At 68.9% G+C, this 22,120-nt stretch carries 9 protein-coding genes; 4 read left to right on the forward strand and 5 right to left on the reverse strand.

Going from position 1 to position 22,120, the window contains the following annotated elements:
• From tnpB to GTY96_RS29725, 4 genes are all read left to right on the forward strand, one after another.
• On the forward strand, positions 1-309 hold a 309-nt coding region (gene tnpB, locus GTY96_RS29710), incomplete at its 5' end, for an IS66 family insertion sequence element accessory protein TnpB (protein ID WP_161666494.1).
• A 46-nt stretch (positions 310-355) separates the two neighbouring features.
• Positions 356-1,855 carry an IS66 family transposase gene (gene tnpC / locus GTY96_RS29715; protein WP_161666495.1) on the forward strand — a complete coding sequence of 500 codons (1,500 nt, stop codon included), beginning with the start codon at positions 356-358 and terminating at the stop codon, positions 1,853-1,855.
• 67 nt (positions 1,856-1,922) lie between these two features.
• Positions 1,923-3,617 (forward strand): Ig-like domain-containing protein, encoded by a 1,695-nt coding sequence (locus GTY96_RS29720; protein WP_407926987.1) that lies wholly within the window; start codon positions 1,923-1,925, stop codon positions 3,615-3,617.
• 148 nt (positions 3,618-3,765) lie between these two features.
• Positions 3,766-4,383: a hypothetical protein gene (locus GTY96_RS29725; protein WP_161666497.1), complete on the forward strand. Its 618-nt coding sequence runs from the start codon at positions 3,766-3,768 to the stop codon at positions 4,381-4,383.
• Positions 4,384-4,490: 107 nt separating this feature from the next.
• On the opposite strand, the gene GTY96_RS29730 is transcribed toward GTY96_RS29725, so the two are convergent.
• From GTY96_RS29730 to GTY96_RS29750, 5 genes are all read right to left on the reverse strand, one after another.
• Complete coding sequence (locus GTY96_RS29730) at positions 4,491-5,588, reverse strand: TIGR04552 family protein (RefSeq protein ID WP_328701054.1); 1,098 nt, start codon at positions 5,586-5,588, stop codon at positions 4,491-4,493.
• 101 nt (positions 5,589-5,689) lie between these two features.
• Complete coding sequence (locus GTY96_RS29735; RefSeq protein ID WP_161666499.1) at positions 5,690-6,172, reverse strand: toxin-antitoxin system YwqK family antitoxin; 483 nt, start codon at positions 6,170-6,172, stop codon at positions 5,690-5,692.
• A 229-nt stretch (positions 6,173-6,401) separates the two neighbouring features.
• Positions 6,402-7,292, reverse strand: coding sequence for a hypothetical protein (locus GTY96_RS29740; protein WP_161666500.1), 891 nt, complete (start codon positions 7,290-7,292; stop codon positions 6,402-6,404).
• A gap of 236 nt (positions 7,293-7,528) precedes the next feature.
• On the reverse strand, positions 7,529-9,676 hold the full coding sequence (gene gltJ / locus GTY96_RS29745; RefSeq protein ID WP_161666501.1) for an adventurous gliding motility protein GltJ: 2,148 nt from the start codon (positions 9,674-9,676) through the stop codon (positions 7,529-7,531).
• Between the two features lie 136 nt (positions 9,677-9,812).
• Positions 9,813-22,088: a tetratricopeptide repeat protein gene (locus GTY96_RS29750; RefSeq protein WP_161666502.1), complete on the reverse strand. Its 12,276-nt coding sequence runs from the start codon at positions 22,086-22,088 to the stop codon at positions 9,813-9,815.
• Positions 22,089-22,120 lie beyond the last annotated feature (32 nt).

Below are 22,120 nucleotides of genomic sequence, written 5' to 3' on the forward strand. Positions count from 1 at the left end.
CGCAAGTCGATTGACGGGCTGATGGCGCTGGTGCGCACGGCCTGGGGCGAGGACGTCTACTCGGGGCACCTCTTCGCCTTCGTCTCGCGCAAAGGGGACCGCATCAAGGTGCTGACGTGGAGCCGGGGCGGCTTCGTGCTGCTGTACAAGCGGCTGGAGACGGGGAGATTCCGGCTACCGCCGGTGGACGCGGGCGCGCAGGCGGTGACGCTGGACGCCACGCAGCTGGCGATGCTGCTGGACGGCATCGACGTGGCCCAGGTGAGGCGCCAGCCCGCCTGGACGCCTCCCGGGCGCACAGGCACCTGATGCACTCGGTCCGGGACGCTGAACGGCGGTGGCGTGTTGAGGCCAGGTGCCCCGCGACCTTCCACAGGACCACTTCTGCCCCTGGCGTGAGGAGGCCGAGGAACTCAAGGAGCGCCTGACGTCGCTGGAGGCGAAGATGGCGACGCTGGAGCGCCACGTCTTTGGCCGGAGGGCGGAGAAGCTGCCCACGGTGGCCGCCGAGCTGCGTAAGGACGCGGACTCGACGGCGGCCCGGGCGGAGGCCGCGAAAGAGAAGCGGCGCGAGCGGGCCGCCCGTAAGGCCGAGGAGGCACCAGCGCGGGAGATTCGCCACGCGGTGCCGGCCGAGGAGCGCCACTGCCCGGCGTGCGGCGGCGAGGACTTGAAGCCGCTGGGCCAGGGCCGCACCTCGGTGATGTACGAATACGTGCCCGCGAGATTCGAGAAGCAGGTGCACGTGCAGGAGGTGCTGGCGTGCGCATGCGGCCGGGGCGTCGTCACGGCCCCGCCTCCGGTCCGGGTGGTGGACAGGGGCGAGTACGGCCCCGGCTTCCTCTCCCACGTGGTGGTTTCCAAGTGCGCCGACGCGATGCCCCTGCACCGACTCGCACAGCGGGTGGAGCGAAGTGGCGTGCCCATGAGCCGCAGCACGCTGACGGACCTCTTCCACCAGGCCGCCTCGGTGTTGCTGCCGCTGTCCCAGCACCTCTTGCACTGCATTGCGTCCGCGGACGTGGTGTGGGCCGACGAGACGCCGCTGCGCGTGCTGGACGTGAAGAAGACGAAGCTGGGCTACCTCTGGACTTTCCTCACCCAGAATGAGGCGGGGCAGTGGCTCATCGGCTACCGCTTCAGCATGGGCCGGGCCAGCAAGACGCCGAAGGAAGTCCTGGGCGGCACCACGGGGGCCCTCGTGGTGGACGCGTACACCGGCTACAACGCGGTGACGCTGCCCGAGGGCCGAGTGCGCGTCGGGTGCTGGGCCCACGTGCGTCGCCGCTTCTTCGACGCGCTGCCCACCGCGCCCGAGGCCCGCGAGGCCCTGGACTTCATCCTCGCCCTCTACCGGGTGGAGGCGCTGGCCCGTGACGCGGGCGTCGTACGCACGGACGCGCACCGCGAGCTGCGCCAGCAGCAAAGCTTCCCCATCCTCACGGCACTGCGCGCGTGGATGGAAGCACAGGCCCCGCGCCACCTGCCCAAGGGCCCCATGGGCCAGGCCCTCTGCTACGCCCTGAAGCAGTGGGACGCCCTGACGCGCTTTGCTTCCGACGCGCGCCTTCCCCTGGACAACAACCGCTCCGAGGCCGCGCTGCGCAAGGCGGCCCTGGGCCGAAAGAATTTCCTCTTCGTCGGCCATGAGGCCGCGGGGGCCAACCTCGCAGGCCTCTACGCCCTGGTGGCCACCTGCGAGGCCAACGGCGTCAATCCCGAGGCCTACCTCGCTGACGTGCTGCTGCGCGTGCAGACACACCCTCACTCGCGCATCGGTGAACTGCTACCCCACGAGTGGAAGTGGCGACGCGCTGCTGACCCACCGGATTCACCCCTCCAGCTCAGTCCCTGAACAGCTCGCGCATCGCGGCGCCCGCCGAGCACGGTCGTAGTCCGCCTTCAATCCTTCCGGCACGTCGTTGGCCGGACGGTTACCGACGCCCGGCAAGGCCTACACCCGAGGTCCGCTCCTCCTCCAGTTCACGGTGGAAGGAGGCGCCGCGGACGCGGTGGAGATCCTGAAGGGCTCGAGTGTCCTGGTGAAGCCCACGGGCTCCCCGTACTCGTTCACCTGGGACACGACCCAAGAAGCGGAGGGCAGCTACGAGTTGTCCATTCGTGCGACCCGGGGTGGCGTGCTCTTCGCGAGTGCCCCCCGCACCGTCATTGTCGACAGGACGGCGCCCACCGTGACGACCTATCTCCCGGCCAGCAACGCCGCGACGGTCGGGGTCCACGACGCCATCCAGGTGACGTTCAGCGAGCCGATGAATCCGCACTCGGTGACAGAGGCGGCCGTGGGGCTCAAGACTGGCGCGGGTATCGCCATCTCCAAGTCAGTTGCGCTCTCCGTGGATGGGAAGACCCTCACGGTCACTCCGCGCAATCCGCTGGTGGCGCCTGACACCGTCTCCGTGGATCTCGCGGCCCTGGTGGGCACCCTCACGGACCTGGCCGGTAATGGAGTGCCTACCGCACCGGCATGGACATTCACGGTGCCAACGTGGCTGCCGCTCGGTGGAGCTATCAGCGCCGTGGAAGGAAAGACGTCCGCGGAGGATGTTGTGCTGAAGATGGACCGCAATGACCAGCCAGTGATTGCCTGGACGGAATCGGATGGCGTGGCCAAGAACATCTATGTGGCGCGCTGGACGGGGACTGAGTGGCTCATGTTGGGTGGCGGATTGAGTGGCCTGAGCGGCGCAGGGACGGACGCAACGCGTCCAACGCTTCTCATCGACGCAACTAGTCGCCCCATCGTTGCGTGGCAGGAGAAGTCTAGCACTGGCGATGCTCAACACATCTTCGCTCGCCAGTGGTCGGGTAACGAATGGGAGGCCCTACCATCGATCCCCCTGGAAACTGGCGACTATGCCATATCCGCTCCATCCATGGCTTCAGAATCAAATGGCACATTGCATCTTTACGCACTCAACTCAAACGAAGGAACTGCGGAAATTGGACACTACCAACTCGCATCCGGCAGCCAATCATGGGCGCGCAACGCGCTACCAAGGCCGCAACAGTCTCCCCGGGTCTATTCCTTTTCCACATCGAGCCTCGGAACAAAAACAGTCGTCGCATACAACTTTCTTGACCTATCTGGCACTGGCAATGGCCGCATAGGAATCGAGGTTGCTGAAAACGACTCCGCACCATCAGGAAACAGCCTATTGGGCACAGCAGCAGCCACCCCGTCTATCGCGCTCGACAGCAACAACCGCCCTTGGATCACTTGGTCAGAAGCCCCCTCAGGTTCAGGGGCAGGCGGTTCGATCTACTGGTCTCGATGGGAGGGCACGTATTGGACATCCCCAAGGCAGCTCGATACACCCGCAACAGGAAACACAAACCCCGTACTGAGCATGACCAAGGGAAATCCATACACCATCACATGGAGTGGAATCCTCGACGCCAGACGGAGCATTTTTGTTGGTCGCTGGATCTCAGGCACCTGGCAAATCATTCCCCAACAGCTGAATGCATTACCCGAAACCAGCGCACCAGCCTCTGGACCAGCAGCTTCAATGACCACTGCGGGCCGACCAATCGTCGCATGGACCGAGGAAGACACCACCTCTGCCAGCATCTACGTCTCCCACCTCAACAACTAGAATTTCCAGAAAATGTATTTATCGGAGCATGACCTCCCCCCCATCGTGTCCGATAAATTCCAGCCCCTAGATTCCTGAAATGAGGGACATGCGGCCCAAACTTTTAGCAGCACTCCAAAAAACACAGAACGCCCAACACGGAGACACAATGAACATCAAGCAGAGCCATTCGACCCGAGCACTCCTGGCAACAATCATTTTGACTTCTGGATGTGGCCCCGACCTGCTCCCAAGAGACGCACAAAGCGAACCCAACACACAGTCAAGTTCATTCGCAATCGGAGAAACCTGCGCAAAGAGCGAGGGCCAACCCGGGATTTGTAATTACGGTGAATACTGCCTCGTCACCACCAGCAAATGCGTAGCAACTCCGCTCCCCACCTGCACCAATTTCATGACTCATGGAACCAGTTGGGATGCCAATACGTCGACAGGGCCTGTCATCTATTCCGCCACGGTGCTCAGCTTTGCTCCTGACCCCAACTTCTGCGGAACTCCATTGACGAAGCGGGCGCGCTACCGCCTCAAGGCCTATTCGCCCGTGGCCGACCTGCCGACATCCAACAGCGGATTCTATGGTCGGTTCTATTTTGTCACCCCATCGGGAGGGCAGATCAGTGTGACAGCCGTCCAAAACATCATGACGGCAACCAATAACCAACACATCACTTTCGACGTCAGCCTCTGCCTTCCCAGCGAAACTACGAACTACACAGCGGGATTTTTCTTCTCTGACGGCAACGAGACTTGCGTCACCACGCCATAAGCGGAGGCACATCCCTGAGGCTGGCGGATGTGCACTCCGATTCGCTCGCACTCTGCGGGTCTGCGCCAAACGATGCGGGCGCGTGAGCTACTACCGGCCAAAACTCATTACTGACGCTTCGGAACAACCAATCCTCGGCTCAGGCGGTTGAGCACTCGCCGCTTTTGTCTGCGCTTGTAGCTCTCGTGAGCGTTGTCCCCGACTTCGTTGGTGCGAGCCGTCTCCTCATCCGCGATCTGGAACTCAACCAAGGCGAAGGTGACCCGTCCCTTACGAGGACGGGTGTCACTTTCAGGCGGAGGAAGATACGGATCCATCCTCAAGGGAAGGTCCACAACGAAGTTGAGCACCCGGTAGGAACTTCCCGAAAACGCATTGCCAGTCCGGTCTTCGCGGTCCTCGAAGTCGCGGTCCAGGTGTAGCTGCGGGATGAACTGCTCGAAATGGGGGTTCTCAGCCAGGAGCCCCTTGAACGGCAGTAGCGTGTTCTCCGTCTGGCCTGGGACCACGAAGTTGAAGGGGAACAGGCGCTGCGTGAGGAAGTAGAGGACCGGCAGCAGGTCCTCCCGCTTCCGGGTGATGACTCGGAACCGAGTGCGGTCATACACCTGGGCGGCGACCGTCTCCTTTTTGGCGATCAGCTTCGTGACCAGGGAGTCGCGCGTCTTGATGGAGTGGGCGAACTCCACGATGGGCAGCCCCATCTCCTTCATCTCCTTCGCGACGCCCAGCACCTTCTCCGTGACCATCTCAGCCAGTTCAGCCTCGGAGGCAGCCAACCGGAAGAGCAGGTCACGCCCTTCGATGTGCTGGATGACATGCATCACCTTCAGGACGATGCAGGCAATCCGCCGGTAGCGTGCCAGTCCCTTTGCGCCCGAAGCAAAGAGGAAGAGATCATGGAGTTCCTCCGGCTGAGCCACCGCGTCCGCGACTCGGTAGTCGAAGGTCTTGCGCAGGTACTCCACCGCGTCCGCGAGCACCGTCCGGCCCCAGGCATCGTCATAGGGCCGCGATACGTCGAGTTGGCAGAGGCGCAGGAACCGGTCAACTTCGTCCCGGGTCTGGAAGTGCATTCGCCGCCAGTCGATGACGGATCCACCTCTCAGGATGAGCCGGATGCGCTCAAGCTCGCGCAAGCCCATCTGCGGCACCGTGCAGACAGGGACAGCGGGTAGGACTGGTGCGAGGGAGGGGGCCTTCACAGCGTTGTTCCTATCCGGCTGGAGCCCCAAGGGAAAGCCCCGCAATGAGAAGGGCCCCGACCTGGGAGCAGGCAGGGGCCCTCATGACCACAACCCCGTGGCTACTTGACGGCGACTTCCTTGCCCTTCTCGAAGCGGCTCTCGTGGACGACCTTGCCGTCCTCGCTCAGTTCCTGCACGACACCATCCTTCAGCCCGTTCTGGTACTGCTCGATGAAGTGCGGCTTCCCGCTGGCGAAGTAGAGCGTCCGCGTCCCATGGTAGTTGCTCTCACGGAACTCCGTCTTGCCGTATTGGGTACCCGCCTCGTCGTAGAAATACCAAGTGCCCGTCTTGAAGCCGTTCGCGTACTGCCCCACCGCGGCCTTCTTGCCGTTCGGATGGAACGAGCGATAGGGCCCTTCTGCCACGAAGCTGCCACCCGCGAGTTCGCTCTTGCGGCAGAACAGCCCTTCCTCCTTGGAGCCGGACTGCTTGGTCCCCTGGGGGCAGGTCAGCTGGGTGGCGGACTCGCCGGCGAAAGCGACCGGAGCGGCGAGAGCCAAGCCCAGGGTGAACATCTGCATCAGCGTCTTGGACTGCATGGAGTCTCCTTTTCGAAGTCGCCGGAATGCCCGTGCGCGCATCCGACAAGACGGGAAAGCGCCAGATGAAATTCATGGCTCCCATCCGCACCGAGGACGGGCTCAACCAGCATGGCCTGCTACCTCAAATGGGACGGAAACGAAGAGCCCCGCCCCATGATTCCTGGGCGGGGCTCCGAATGCCGTGAACTACATGGGGGCCTGGACTCAGTCCCCCATCAGCCAGTGCCTAGTAGCTGGCCTGGTGGCAGAAGAAGTTTCCGCCTGTGAAGTAGTACCCAAGGGAGGTGGTGGTGCTCGTCGAGGACACGCAGATGTTGGCGATGATGTCCGCGCGCTCCCGGTTGGTGCCAGTCACCGTGTAGTTTCCGGACGAGGTGCTGATGACCGGGGTCTTCGTGGAGCCATCGACCAGCACGTAGAGGAAGCCATTCAGCTCGGCAGCCGTCTGCGGAAATGCCGTGCTGGAGTAGGCCGAGATCTTGATCTTCACGCGCTTGGGGGCGCTCGCATCGCAGAAGCTATCGACCGCGCCGCTAACAGTCGAAACGCTGAAGATGATCGGCCCCGTGGTGCCCAGCGCCGCCTTGTTGGTGAACTTGTCGTAGTTCTGGCAGGTCGGGGCCGGGGGCGCCGAGCAGGTGTTGCTGTAGCAGGCCGAGCCGTACGCGCAGGTCGCCTTGCCCTCACCCGTGCAGGTGGTCGCGGCCGGGCTGCACACGCCCGTGGAGATGTTGCAGGTGTTGCCGGTGGCGCAGTCCGTGTCCTTGGTGCAACCCGTGGTGGAGCCGGGCTCCTCGCAGATCTTGGACACGGTGCCGCAGACGAGGCTCGTGGAGCTGTCCTTGTTGCACAGCTGGTTCGTCTGGCACTGGCAGACCTTCTGCGGGCTCGTGGACCCGGCCAGCACGGCGCAGTTCTTCTCCGTGTCGGGGCAGTCCGAGCCGCTGTCGCACGTGGTCATACAGACGCTCGCGGCCGTGTTGCAGTAGCCGGTGGAGCAGTCGGTGTCCGCCTTACAGGACTCGACGCCCGGCGTCGTGTCGTCGCCACAGGCCGTCAGCGCCAGGCTCATCGTGCTCAGTGCGGCGAGCATCACCATCATCTTGCGAAGCTGCATTCGGGACTTCCTCCTGGATGGGTTACGTCGCCCGGTGTCTCCGGCCACCTGACTCCAGACACCGGGGTTCAAGTCGAGCGGGCTTTAGTCCTCTCGCTCCAGACGTGTCAACGAGTGTCGACCCTCGTTCCAACGCCTCAAGCCCTGGGAAATTCACTGTTCACGAAAGCACACAGTCCAGACGCACGGCACAACGACATCGCCGTCATACGTGACGGCGATGTCGCTCCTGGCTCTCAGAACGTGAAAGGGAAATCGATGGGGTCGCCCTGCTTCTGGTGCTTCGGGAAGGCCCATCCCTTGATGAGGCCCGTGATGCACGTGGCCATGTAGCTCGTGCGGAACTCGTCCGTGCGGCACGACACGCCCGTCGTCTTGCCGCTCGTCTGGACCGTCCAGCGCATCACCAGCTTGCCGCTGAGCGACGGATCCTTCTGCTTCTGCTCGTTCACACACTTCACGATGGCGGGCTTGTTGTTCAGCACCACCTGCATGATGTCCGACTGCTGCAAGCGCTCCGGCGTGCCGCCTCCAGGCTCGGGCGGGATGTACGCCGTCGCCGTCGGCTTGCCCGCCGGCTTCGCGCTGGACGCGGCCTTCTTCGTGCCGAACAGCTCGTCGAAGTCGTCGTCCCCGCCCCCCGAGTTCGACGCGGACGACGACGATGACGAACTCGAAGGCTTCGACACCGTGATCGCGTCGCCATCGTCCTCATCACGCTGGGAGCCACGGCTGCTGCCGGAACCCGTCTTGCGATGGTTGCGCGAGTCCACCCGCGCGACCGCCGTGCCCATGTTCGGCGCCACCGCGGGCTGCACCGCCGCGACGGGCGGAGGCGGAGTCGCGGCCGGAGCCACCGCCACGGCCGGAGCGGTCGCGGGAGGTGTGGCCGCGGCGACAGGGGCGGTGCCAGCGGTAGCGGCAGCAGGTGTCACCGCCGCGGTCGCCGGAGCACCCTCGCCAGGCGCCGGGGCCGGAGGGGTCGCCTGCGCCGTGGGCTGCACCGCCGCGGGCGGAGGCTGTACGGCCGCGGGAGGAGGCGGCATGGGAGGCAGCTCCACCTTGGGAGTCGGTGCGGTCGCCACCTGGGCCGGCGGCTCCACGGGGCGCTCGGACGAGTTGCCGCGCGCCACGACGACGACCGCGGCACCGGCCATCACCAGCACCCCGGCGGTCACCGCGATCAGCATGACCGTGCGACCCTTGCCACCCGTGGGTGCCGCCGCGGGCGGAGGATAGGCCGCGGGATACCCCTGAGGTGGGTAGCCCTGCGGCTGCTGTCCGTAGGGTATCTGCGCCTGCTGCGGGGGATAGGCCACCGGCTGCGGCTGCGCGTACGGCTGCACCGGCTGCGGTGCATACCCCTGCGGCGGCTGCGGTGCGTAGGCCGAGGGAGCGGCCATTCCCGGCGCGCCTCCCATCATGGCCCCGGCCATCGCGGGCGACGACACCGGCTCCGGCGGCGGCATGGGCACATCCAGCAGACGCGCCTGCGACACCGGCTCGCGCTCCAGAGAGGGCGCCGGACGCGGCGGCGGCTTGGTGAGGGCGTCGTTCTCCTCCTTCACCAGCGAGGCCAGCACGCTCGCGGCTGAGGGCTTCCAGCCGACCGGCTCCTCGGCCACGGCCGAATTGCCACCCAGGCCCGGACGGGAGCTGCCCGCGCTGAAGGCGGACTCCACCGGCCCCGCGGGAATCACCGGCGACGACGTGGAGACCGGCGCGGGCGCGACGATGACCGGCTTGGCCGGCCGCGGCGCCAGCACCGACGCCAGCTCCGCCGTCTCCGACAGCGGAATCCAGTCACTGAAGCCCGAACGCCAGCAGAGGTTGTCCGGGCCCACTTCGCCTCGGTCCCAGGCGTCCTTCACCTTCTCCACCGACCAGGGGCCCACCTGCTTCTCGTCGATGGCGACGTACCACTCATGCGACGAGGCGGCCTTCGCGTCCTCGGGCGACGGCTCCGCGGACTCGGCTTCGGCGAGCTTGCGCACCGCCTCCGCCTTCGCGGCCTTGGCCTCCGCCTCCGCTTCCGCGGCCTTGATCTTCTGCGAGCCGGTGCTCAGCACCTGGTCGAAGACCGCTCCAATCTCGTCCTCTTCCACGTCGGTGAAGAGGCCGCCCTCCGGCGGCGTGCCCAGCGTGGCGGGCAGCCCCGTGCCGGACGACTCCACGATGCGCGGAGCATTCGCATCCGCCCCGCCGCTCTTGGCCTCCGGCGACGCGGCAGCCTCCGCCCCTCCCTCCTTCGCCGCCGATGCTCCTGCGGGCCTCACCAGGATGGTGTGACCACACTTCTTGCAACGAAGCTTGACCCCCTTGGGGCCAACCTTGTCGTCGCTGATCATGTACTGGGCGCGGCAGCTGTCGCAGACGAAACGCATCGTTCCCGTAAGCCTCAGAAATGACGGGCGAAATCCCGTCGGAATCGTAGAAGTGGCCACCGGGTGAGATCAAGGACGCCGGCCTCGAACGCCCGCCTGCTTTCAACGCGTGAACCCTCGCCCCGGTCTGAGGGCCCTACTTTCGCACCTGGACTTCCACGTGTGTGCCAACGGCCACACGCAGCTCGTGGAGGTCCTCGGAGGTGGCGAACACCAGCAACTCCCGCAGCTTGGTGCGCGGGACGACCCGGAACGACGAGCCCGTCTCACCCTGCACCATGCGGCGCACGGGCTCCAGTTCGCCCGCGGCGAAGAGGCCCGCGCGCGACGCAGTGAGCTCCGCGCCCTCCAGCCACGTGCGCACATCCTGCGGCGTCGCCGTGGGCAGGTAGGCCCGCGCGACCTTCGCCAGGGCGGCCCGGTCCGGCTCGCTCAGGCTCTTCTGGAGCAGCTGCCGTTCGGCGTCCACCAGGCGCGGATCCACCGTGAAGCGCACGTTGCCCACCACCAGGCTGAGCGCCGCCTGCACCACGGCCTCCAGCCGCTCGGGCGCGACGCGCTGGCTGAACGCCAGCTCCGGACGGGCCAGGGCCAGCGTACGACCCAGGAGGTAGTACACCTCCTTCTGCCCCTGTTCCGCGAAGTACTTGCCGCCCACACGCACGCACGCGGGATGCGTCTGGAGCAAGTCCACGTTGACGAGCGGTTCGGGCGCCGGTTCGTTGGAGCGCTTCGCCAACCGCTCGCGCGTGGCCACGAGGAAGGGCGAGTACAGCTCCACCGCCTCCATGCCGAAGAGCCGCGCGACGTAGCGGTAGTGGTTGACGTGGTACTCCTGCGCCGTCGCCACGTCGATGCGGTGGCGCTTGGGGACCAGCTGGTACTGCGGGAAGGGCACCGCGTACAGGTGCCCCGCCTTCTCGAAGAGCAGGCCCAGGAGCTCCGACAGCGGCCCGCGCACCTTCGGGTGGAAGAGCGCGGTCTGCCACAGCCGGTCCGTCAGCGGGCGCTGCGCCAGTTCCTTCTTCTTCGCGTAGGGCCCCAGCTTGGTGAGGATCTCCTGCTCGTCCTCGCCTGCCTCGCCCAGCAGGCCTGACACCGCCTGCGCTGCGAGCCACGCGGCGTCGTAGTCCTTGCGCACCGCGGACAGCCGCACCAGGTGCCCCACCACCTTGCGAGCGTTCTCCGTGTGCGGCAGCGCGCGGCGCAGCGCCACGATGGCCTCTTCTTCACGGCCCGGCATCTGCCCCGCGACTTCCGCGAACAACTCCTGGATGGACGCGTCGTCCGGCAGCCCCTTCGCCGCGACGCCATAGGCGGCCACCGCGCCTTCCGGGTGCTTGAGCACCTGGAGGTACAGGTCGCCCAGCGCGCGCCACAGCGTCATGCGCGCCGGGTGCGTATCCGGCGTCTTGGGCAGGCGCGCGAGCATGCGCGTGTAGTTCTCCTCCAGCACCTTCCACTGGCGCGCGCCGCCGAGCATCGCCTCCAGCGCGCTGAAGGCCTCCACGAAGCGGTGGTCCAGGTCGAGCGCGGCGTTGAAGGCCTGCGTCGCGCCCTCCACGTCCTTCAGCTCGTCGCGGCGGATCTCACCGAGCGCGAACCACACGCGCTTGGCCTTGTGCGGTTCGGAGGTGAGTGCGGACAGGGACAGCATGCGGCCCAGCACGTCCGCGGCCTTCTGGCCCTGACGCGTCTCGCGCAGCAGGCGGTAGAGCGCGTCCATCACCTCCGGCGCTTCCGGCTGCACCTTGAGGGCGCCCGTGAACGCGTCGATGGCCATGTACGGGTCGTGCAGCTCGTCGCGCGCGATGCGGCCCAGCTCCAGGTAGACCTTGACCTTGGCCTCGCCCTCCAGGCTGTTGACGAGATCCTGGCGCAGCTCCGCGGACTTCTCGTAGCGGCCCGCCTTGTCCATCAGCGTCACCAACGCGCGCAGCGTCGGTTCGTGCTGCGGGTCGATGGCGAGCGCCTTCTCGAAGTGGTTCTGCGCGCGGTCCGTCTGGCCGAGCGCGGCGTGCACGTCCCCCAGCTGCCAGTAGACCTCCACCACCTCCAGGTCGGTCAGCTCCTCGCGGTGGTGGATGAGGATGGTCTGGAAGACCTTGAGCGCGTCCTCGTACCGCTTCGCCTGCACCAGCAGGTTGCCGTAGCCCTCCAGCGAGGGGAGGTAGGTGGCATCCAGGCCATAGGCCTTCTCATACGAGGCCAGGGCCTTGTCGCGCCGGCCCAGCTTCTCCGTCACGTAGCCCAGCCGGTAGAGCTGGCGGCAGAGGTCCTGCGCGATGGCGGCGTCCTTCTCCGCCATGGCCTTCTCCGCCATCTTGCGCGTGACGATGTCGAGCATCCGCTCCGCGGACGACCAGTCCTCGCGCGCGATGTAGACGTCCGCCAGCGGGCGCGCGGCCTCCAGGCTGTCCGGGACGTGCTTGAGCGTCTCCTCCCAGTAGGGCGTGGCCGTCTCGCGGTCCTCACGCGTCTCCGCGTGGTAGCGCGCGACATCCAGCAGCGCGCGCGCCTTGGCCGCCGGATCATCCGTCTGCTGCGCCTCCTGCAAGAGCGTCTGCTCGTAACCGCCCCAGTCCTTCTCCTGCTCCTGGATGCCCTTGAGGGCGCGGATGGTGGGCAGGTGGCCCGGGTCGATGGCGAGCGCCTGCTGGTACGCGTTCCGCGCGCTCGACATGTCCGACAGCATGTCCTCGTTGATCTTCCCCAGCCGGTGCCACAGCTCCACCGCCGCGGGGTTGCTGCCCACGACCTCCGCTTCCTTCTGGAGCATCTCCAGCGCGAAGGGCCAGTTGCCGCTGCGCTCGTAGAGGTTGCCCAGGGCGTGCAGCGCCTGACGGGACTCCGGGTCCGTGGCGAGCGCCGCGTGGTAGCTGTTCACCGCGCGGTCCACCACCTTGAGCTGCTGGTACTGGACGTTGCCGATCTCCACGTACAGCTCCGCCTGCTCCTGCGGGCTGGTGGCGAGCGCGAGCTGCCGCTCGTACGCGAGGATGAGGTCCTCCCACCGGGCCTGCGCGCGGCGCAGCCGGATGAGGGACTTGATGGCCGGCACGTTCTGCGGGTCGATGGAGAGCACGCCCTCCACGCATGCGTCCGCGTTGGCCGGGTTCTGGTACGTGTCCTCCCAGATGGTCGCGCTGCGGAAGAGGACGCGGACCTTCTCGCGGTAGTCCTGGCTCAGCTCCAGCATCCGCTCGTAGATGGCGAGCAGGTCCGCCGGCTGATCCAACCGCGTGTGCAGCCGCTCCAGTGACTCCAGCGCCTCACGGTTGACGGGGTCGAACTCCAAGGCCATGCGGAACGCGGAGACTGCGGACTCATCATCCTTGAGGTCGCGCTCGTAGACGGTCGCCACCTCCACCTGGATGCGCGCACGCTCTTCGTTGGAGGCCGCGAGATCGCGGGCCCGGAGCAGCGTGGTGGTCACGTCGCGGAACGCGTTTCCACGCCGGTACAGGCGCGTCAGGACGCCCAGCGTCTCCAGGTCCGGCTCCAGCTCCAGCGCGCGAAGCAGGGCGCTGGCCGCCTCGGTGGGATCCTCCAACGTCTCGTCCCAGACCCGGGCGATCTCCTTGAGGATGCCCTTGCGCGCCTCGATGGAGCCCGCGGCCTCCAGCTTCTGCTCCAGCGCGACGACGTACTCCCGGTCCCGCCCACGCCGCTGGAACACCGCGGCCAGACCATCCAGCGCGGTGGCGTTGGTGGGGTCGAACTCGAGGATCTTGCGGAACGCGGCCTCCGCGGCCTGCGGATCATCCAGGCGCGTGTCATGGATGCGCGCGAGCGTGGCGTACAGACGCTCCGCGAGCGGGCCCCTCGGCAGTTCGTCCGCGACCTCCTCGTAGACCGCCGCCAGCTCCTCGTGGCTGCCCGTCTCATCCGCGAGGCGCTCCACCTCTTCGCGAAGCGCGTCCTCCGTCGCATCCAGCTGCAGCGCACGGCACAGCGCCAGGAAGGCCACGTCCTTCTGGCCCAGACGCTCCTCCTGCACCCGGGCGATTTCTCGCAGGGCCGCCAGCTTCTCCTCGTCGGTGACGAGGTTGGGCATGTAGCGGTCCATCACCGTGGCGTACGCGCGCCAGTCGTTGTGCGTCCGGTACAGCGTGCACACGCGCTCGTAGGCGGTGCGGTTGGCCGGGTCGAGCTCCAGCACCTTCTCCAGCGCGCCCGCGGACAGCTCGGGCTTGCCGCCCTGCCCTTCCCACAGCTCCGCGACGGTGAAGTACGCGGCGATGGCGGGGTCGCGCTCCTCGGTCGCCAGGTGCACCTGGACCTTGAGCTCCAGGGCCCGCACGGCGTCGTTCCACGCGCGCAGCGACACGGACAGCGCGTACACGCGCTCCAGGTCGGAGACGACGTGCGGCTCCACTTCCAGCGCGCGGCGGGCCGCGTCCAGCGACTCCTCGCGCCGGCCCATGCCCGCGAGCACCTCCGCCATCCGCAGGCGCAGCGCCTTCACCCCATCGCTGTTCTCCTGCAGCGGGATGAGGCGACGCAGCACGCCCACCAACTCCTCGCGCTGGCCCGTCTCGTCGTACAGCTCGCGCAGCGTGTCCAGCACGCCGCGGTGTCGCGCGTCGCGGTCCAGCGCCGCCTTGAAGTACGGCACCGCCGCGTCCGGCTGCTTGAGCAGGCGGTACACCACGCGGCCCAGCCGCTCGTTGAGCCGCACCACCTCGCGCGGGTCCAACGTGTGGGCCAGACGGCCCTCGAGCAGTTCGCGCAATTCCTGCGGACGGTCGGCGCGCTCGTACAGCGACTCCAGCGCGGAGAAGACCTGCTCGTTGCGCGGGTTCTTCGCCAGCAGCTCGCGGTACAGCTCGATGGAGCGGCCCAGGTCGGACAGCCCCTCGGCGGACACCTGCGCCATCTTCCCGAGCACGCGGTCGCGCTCGCTGCCGGACACCTTGTCCGCCTGGAGCTTCAGGATGCCGTAGAGCTTCTCAGAGGCGCCCGCGCCCTCGTAGATGCCCTCCAGGAGCCGCGCCGAGGCGAGGTGCCCCGGATCCAGCGCGAGGATGGCCTCGTAGGCCCCCGCCGCGCGATCCGGGCTGTCCATCCGCTCCTGGTAGAGCTGCCCCAGGCGGAAGAGGAAGCCAATCTTGTCCACCGGGTTGGCCGCGCCGGTCGCCAGCGCCTCCATCACGCCGGCCAGCTCCGGCCACGCCTCCAGGTGCAGGTAGAGGCGATCCAACGCGACGAGCGACCGCTCCTGCACCGACGCGTGCAACGTGCGCGCACGCTCGAAGTAGGACACCGCGCGGTCCGGATCGCGGAGGCGCGTCTCCAGGACCTGCCCCAGCTTGAGGCACACCTGGGCCGCGTCGGCGGCCTCGGCGATGCGCGGGAGGGCTTCTTCGTAGAGCACCACCAGTTCGTCGTAGCTGCCCGCGACGTCGGTGGCGTTCTCCAGGCGGCGGCGGACCTCGCTGTCGTTCGGGTCCTCCTTGAAGCCGCGGTAGAGCGCGAGGAAGGCCAGCTCCCCCTCGCCCTGCGTCTCGCGCAGCGTGGCCAGCTCGCCGAGCAGCTGCTTGCGCTCGATGGCGTCCGGAGACACGCCCACGCGCGTTTCAATCAGCTGCGCCAGCCGCATGACGTCGCCGCTCGCGCGGAAGGCGCGCAGCAGCGTCTCCACCGCGAGCAGGTTCTGGGGCTCGCGCGCCACCAGCGCTTCCATGCGACCCACCGCGCCCGGGTGGTTGGGCTGCACGGCCAGCACCTCGCCGTACAGCGACAGCGCGCCCGTCTTGTCGAGCAGCTTGGACTCGCGCACCGTCGCGAGGCGGAACTTCAGCTCCAGGCCCTCCTCCGGCGGCATCAGCGCGATGCGCCGCGCGAGGACGTCCGCGAGCTCGGGCCAACGCTCCTGCTTCTGGCAGAGCCCGTCCATCCGCGACAGCGCCACCGCGTCGTCCGGCTGAAGCTCCAGCAGCCGCCGGAAGGTGGCCAGCGCGCCCAGCGGATCCTTGAGCTGCTCCTCCTGCAACGCGCCGATCTGGTGCAGCACCGCCGCGCGCCGCGACGGCTCCTCCGACAGCGCGAGCTGACGGCGCAGCACCTCCAGCAGCTCCGACGGACGGCCCTGCGAGGCCACCAGCCGCGCGGTGCCATCCAGCGCCTCGTTGTCCGTGGGCTTGAGCTCCAGCACGCGCTTCCACGACTGCAGCGCCTCCGCCGGCTCGCCCAGGTCCACCTGCAGCCGCGCGAGCGCGCGGTACAGCTCCGCGCGGGCCGCGTCGCTGGCCTTGGGGGCCACCTCCGCCAGCACCGCGCACAGCTCCTCGGGCGCTTCCGCCTTGTCCACCAGCGACACGCAGAGCTCCAGCGAGCGCGGATCCTCCGGCAGCTCGCGCAGCGCGCGCGTGGCGGAGAGGAACGCCATCTCCGCGTTCTCCAGCGCGGAGGCGTAGATCTCCGCGATGCGGCGCAGGAGCGCGGCCCGCTCCTGGGGCACGGCCTCCGCGGAGGCGCGCGACTCCAGCATCTCCACCTGCTTCAGGTGGTTGCCCACCGACGCGAAGATCGGCTCCAGGGCGCTCGCCGCGGCGCCACGCAGCGGGCTGTCCGAGCGCGCCAGCTCCTCCAACGCCCCCACCGCGCCCGGGTGGCCCGCGCGCCGCGCGAGCACCGCCTGATACAGCTCCAGGGCGCCACGCGGATCATCCAGGCGAGACACCTTCAGGCGCCCCAGGCGCACCCGCAGGTCGGAGGCCTCTTCCTGCGCGTCGCGCGCATCCGCCATCTGGATTTCGCGCTCGACGTGCTGCGCGAGCTCCGCCCAGCGCTCCATGTCCGCGAGCACGCGGCCCAGCAGCTTCAGCGCGTTGGCGTTCTCCGGGCGGCGCTCCAGGACCTCACGGTACGCCTGCGCCGCGAGCGACTTGTCCGCCAGCGTCTCCTCGGCCAGATGCGCCAGCTCGAAGAGCAGGTTGATCTGCGAGGAGGGGTTCACTTCCGCGGCCACCTGCCGGCGCATGACGAGCGCCAGCTCCCGGTGCGCGCCCGTGCGACGGTGCACGCGGGCGATGGCCTCCAACACCGGCTTGTTCATCGGGTCGCGCCGGCTCACCTGCTCCAGCGCGCGCACCGCCAGGTCATAGCGCTTCAGGCGGTTGTCATAGATGGCCGCCAGACGCCGCCACAGGTCGCCCGCCAGGGGCTCCGCGGGGTCGCGCTCCAGCTGATCCTCGTAGGCCGCCGCCACTTCCTCGAAGGAGCCCGAGTCCGCAGCGAGCCGCTCCAGTTCGTCACGAACCCCCGCCTCCGACGGCTGCTCGTTGAACGCTCGCAGGCGCGCGACGAAGGCCAGCGACGTCTGGCCCAGTCCCTCGCGCAGGATGGCGATCTCCTGCAGCCGCTCCAGGCGCTTCTCCGGCGGGACACCCGGCAGGAGCACTTCCAGCACGTCCACCAGCTTCCGCGTGTCGTTGAGGCCGCGGTAGACGGGCTCCAGCAGCCGCGCCGCCTCCAGCCGGGGACTGTCGTGCGCGAGCAGGCGCTCCAGGCCCGCCACCACCTGATTGTCGCCCGGCGACAGCTCCAGCAGCCGGCGGTACACCGGCAGCGCTTCGGAGGGACCGACTTCCTTCTCCAGCAGCTGCGCGCGGCGAAGCAGGTACGCGCGCCGGCCGGGTTCATCCGGCGCGAGCTCCGCGAGCTGATCCAACACGTCCGCCTGCTCCACGAAGCGGCGCGTCTTCGCGTACAGCTTGTCGAGCGCCAGCAGCCCTTCCGGCACCTTGCTGAGCGCCAGCGCGGAGCGAAGGACTTCGATGGCCTTCGCGTCCTCCCCCGCGCTCGCGTAGGCCTCGCCCGCCTTGAGCAGCAGGCCCAGCCGTGTCTCCGGATCCGTGGCGAGCTGCGACTGGCGGGCGTACACCTCCGACAGGCTCTTCGCGTTCTGGCCCTTCTCGTACAGCCGGGACAGCGCCTCCAGCGCCTGACGGTCCTGCGGCGCGTCCGCCAACAGGTTCTTCCAGAGGCGCGTGGCCTCCTCGGGCTGATCCAGTCCCTCGCGCAGCTCCGCCGCGCGGCGCAGCAGATCCAACGCCACCGGGTCACCGGAGGTGAGGTCCACCGCGGCGCTCTCGTAGATCTCCGCCAGCACCTCGTGGCTGCCCGTCTCGCGCGCCAGCCGCTCCAGGTCCGGACGCACGCCCTCGCGGTCCAGGCCGTTGGCGAACGCCTTCACCGACGCCATGAACGCGAGCGACGGCTGCTGCATGTCGCGCTCGTAGATGCGGCGAATCTCCCCGGCGAGGATGATCTTCTCCACCGTGAGCGCGGACTCCATCCGCGTCTCGCGCAGCGCCACCCGGCGGGCATGGTCGCCCACCTGCGCCAGCACCTTGTCCAGCACCTCCAGCGCCGCGCCGCTGGTCGGCACCGCCGCCTTCACCCAAGCCTCCAGCGCGGCCCTCGCGCCCGGGTGGCCGGGGTCCTCGGTCAGGATGCGCTTGTAGAGCCCCAGCGCCGCGTTTGCGTCGTCCAGCACCGTGCGCAACAGCTCCGCCAGGCGGAACGACACCTCACGCCCCTGCGGGCTCTGGCCCTCCTGGTTGCGCCGCAGCGCGAGCGTCCACGCCAGGTCCTTGGGACGGTTGAGGTCCGTGTAGAGACGGTCCAGCGCCGTCGCGGCCTCGCGCTGCGCGGGGTCGCGCTCCGCGATGGCACGCCACGCGGAAGCGGCGCTCTCCTTGTCGGTGAGCTTCGCCTCATGCAGGAGCGCGGCCTCGCGCAGGCACACGAGCTGATCCGCGGGCTCTTGCGTGGCAGCGGCCAACTTCTCCAGCACCTCCGCCAGCGCCGCCCACTCCTCACCCGCGCGGTGCAGCCGCTGCAGTGCCCGCAGGCTGTCGAGGTTGCCCGGCTCCAGCTCCAGCAACGCGCGCAGGGCCTTCACCGCCCCGGGCCGGTCATCGAGCTTCTTCTCCTGCACCTCCGCCAGCTCGCGCAGCAGCGCCGCGCGCGACTGACCGATATCGCCCTCCTCCGTCAGCTCGACGAGGATCTCCGCGAAGCTGTCGACCGAATCCGCGTCCTCCGCGGCCTGTCGCGCGGCGGCCCGCAGGCCCGCGTCCGCCGGGGCCAGACGCATCGCCCGCGCGAGCGACGCGAAGGCCAGCTCCGGCTGCCGCAGGTGCGCCAGGTGCACCTGGGCCGCGTAGCGCAGCGCCTGCACCCGCCCCGCGTCATCGCGCGCCACTTCGGAGAGCACATCCAGCGTCGCCACCAGCTTGCGGTGCTCCTTGGTGCGCTCGTACGCGGGAATCAGCGCGCGCGCCGCCGCCTCGCGCGACGGGCCCGAGGCCAGCATCGCCTCCAGCGCCGCGAGCGCGTCCGGATCCGACGGGCGCTGCCGCAGCAGGTCCGCGTAGCTCTGCACCGCCTCCGCGCTGCCGTCCTGCGACCCCTGCAACAGCTGCGCGCGGCGCAGCTTCAGCCGCGACACGTGGTCCGCGTCCCCCGCCGTCTCCGCCAGGCCAATCATCCGCGCCAGGGTGTCCCCCAGCTCGCGGCTCATGCCCGCCTTCTCGTAGAGCTCCGCCAGGCGCGACAGGTGCCGGCCCTCCTCGCCACCGTGGGTGATGGCGGACTGGAGCGCTTCCGCGGCCTGCTGCGGCCGGCCCAGCTCGACGTTGAGGTCCACGAGGCGCAGGAGCAGCTCCAACCGCTCCGGGCCCCGCGTGGCGTGGATGCGCTTGCGCAGCAGCGTCTCCGCGTCCGCCGACCGGCCCGCGCGCCCATACAGCCGCACGAGGCGCTGGAGCACCTGCGGCGACTCGGGCGAGCGCGACAGCGCGGCCTCCAGCGCGGTGATGGCCTCCGCCGCCATCCCACCCTCCTCCGCCAGCACCGACGCCTCGGAGAGCAGCTGCACGGCCAGGACCGGATCCTCGGACTCCGTGGCGAGCGTGCGCAGCACCCGGCCCAGCTCGGCGTGCGCGGACAGGTCGCGCGCGAGGCGCGCCGTCTCCGCGCGGCCCGACTCATCCTTGGGCTCCTCGCGCACCATGCGCAGCCGCGTATCGAACGCGGCGCGGCTGTCCGCGAGCTGCTTCTCGTGGATGCCGGCCAGCACGGTCAGCAAGCGCTTGCGCGTCGGCGCGTCCGTCGTGGAGTCCAGCTGCTGCTGGAGCGCGGCCACCTGCCGCTGATGATCACCCGTGCGACCGTAGTGGTTCGCCAGCGCCTCGGTCAGCTCGGGCGTGCGCACGCCGCCAGCCGCGAGCCGCTCCAGCCCCCCCACCACCACGCCGGTGGACACGTTCTCCGCCAGCAGCGCCAGGAACAGGTCCGCCGCGTCCTCCTGGCGGTTCAGGCGCTCCGCGTACAGCTTCGCCTGCCGCGCGGTCCACTCGTTGCGCTCCAGCTGCGACTCGGACAGCGTCGACAGCTTGCCCGCCAGGGTCGCCGCCTCGTCGAACTTCGACAGCGCCACGCACAGCGCCTGCAACCGCTGCAAGGCCTGGGTGTCCTCGGGTGCCAGCTGCACCCACTGGCGCACCAGCGGCTCCAGCTCCACGGGCGACGCACCGGACGCTTCACGCCGCGCGATGTCCGTCTCCAGCCGCGTCTTCGGATCATCCGCGAGCGCGGCGACCGCCTGCAGCGACTTCACCGCTTCGCTCGCCGCGGAGTCTCCCGGCACGCGCGAGAGCACCTCGCGCCACGCGGCCTCCGCGCGCACGGGATCCGCCAGCGGCCCCTGGAGCAGCTGCGCCAGGTGCCGCCACAGCGCCACCGCCACGGCCGGGGGCGTCGCCCCCTGCGCGGCACGCAGCAGCGCGTGCGCCAGCGCTGGCTGGGCGTTGGCCTTCTCCGCGTGCTCCACCACCGTGTTGAGCAGCAGCGGCCGTCCCGGCTCCAGCTCCAGCGCGCGCGCCAGCACCTCGAAGGCACCGCGCGCGTTCTCCTGCTCCTCGAACATCAGCGCCAGCGCCTCACAGAACGCCACGCGCTCGGCGCGCGGACGCGGCGCGAGCATGGCCAGCTCCAGGAGCGGCAGCACTTCGTCCAACTTCTCGTCCTCCGCCAGCAGGCGCGACAGTTGGAAGGCCGCGAGCGCGTTGGTGGGCTCCAGCTTCAGCGCCGCCTCCAGGTGCGCGCGCGACGCGTCCGCGTCCTGCAGCTGCTGCATGCACAGGTCCGCCAACCGCAGGCGCAGGCTCGCCTGCTGCGAGCGGTCCTTCACCGTTCCCAGGTAGCGCTCCAGCGTGGCCACCGCGTCCGCGTAGCGCTCCTGGCCCAGCATCAGCTCCGCGGCGAGGCTGGCCGCGTCCGCACGCGACGCGTCCGCCGCCACGGCCCTCTCGAAGGCGGCCAGCGCCCCGGCGGAGTCGTTCATCCGCCCCAGCTTCAGCGTGCCCACGCGCAGCCACAGGTCCACCTGCGCCGTGCGGTCCTTCGCCTCGCCCGCCATCGCCTCCAGCTGCGCGATGGCCGGCCCGTGGTCACCCGCGCGCGCCGCCATCCGCTCGATGAGCGTGAGCGCTTCGGGCATGCCCGGCCACAACAGGAAGCAGCGATCCAACGCCTCCTTCACCTTCGCGGTGGACCCCGGGTCGTACCAGGCGAACAGCTTCGCCACGAGCAGCGACAGGCGCGCGGCGCTCTTGCGGTCGCGCTCCTCCAGCGACATGCCGCGCAGCATGCGCACCTTGTCGCGCCACACCTGCTCGAAGCGCTGCATCGCCCGCGTGGCCTTCTCCGCGCGCGCGTTCTGCGGGTCCAGCTCGCGCGCCACGTCCAGCACCTGCTGCGCCAGCGCGTGCTCGGTGGGGTCATCCACCAGCCGCTCCGCGAGCGCGGCGTACTCCTCCGCCATCCCCGCGTCGCCCAGCGCCGCGCGCTCGCGCTGCAGCGCCTCGAAGGCCGGCTGGAAGCGCTCCTCGGACAACAACAGCTGGCGCACCCGCCGGAACGTCGCGCGGTCCGGCTTCACCCGCGCCGCGCGCTGCAGGCACAGCACCGCGCGATCGCGACGGAAGAGCTTCTGCTCGTACAGGTCCGCGGCCTTCAGGTAGTGGCCCGCGCTCTCCTCCCCCTGCGTGGCGGCGCCCAGCCGCTCCAGCACGTCCACCAGCGACGACGAGTCCTGGCGGATCTCATGCAGTCGCTTGAGACCTCGCAACGCGGGCATCGGGTCCCTGGCCACCAGCAGCGCCCGCTTGAGCAGATCCTCCGCGCGCGGCGCGTTGCGCTGCCGCTCGTGAGCGAGCTCCGCCGCGCGGCAGAGCAGGCGAGTCGCCTCGTCCGTGGGCACGTCCCGCGAGCGCCCCTCGTACAGACGGATCAGCTCCTCGACCCGGCCCGTCTTCTCCAGGGCCGCTTCGGTCTCGACGAAGGAACGGTCATCGGTCACACGCAGCGTGGGACGCGCAGGGGTGGAAGGCTGTTCCATGATGCTCGTTGGCCAAGGGGGGGAATGAAACG

This window comes from Corallococcus silvisoli, from assembly GCF_009909145.1.
GTDB classification, from domain to species: domain Bacteria; phylum Myxococcota; class Myxococcia; order Myxococcales; family Myxococcaceae; genus Corallococcus; species Corallococcus silvisoli.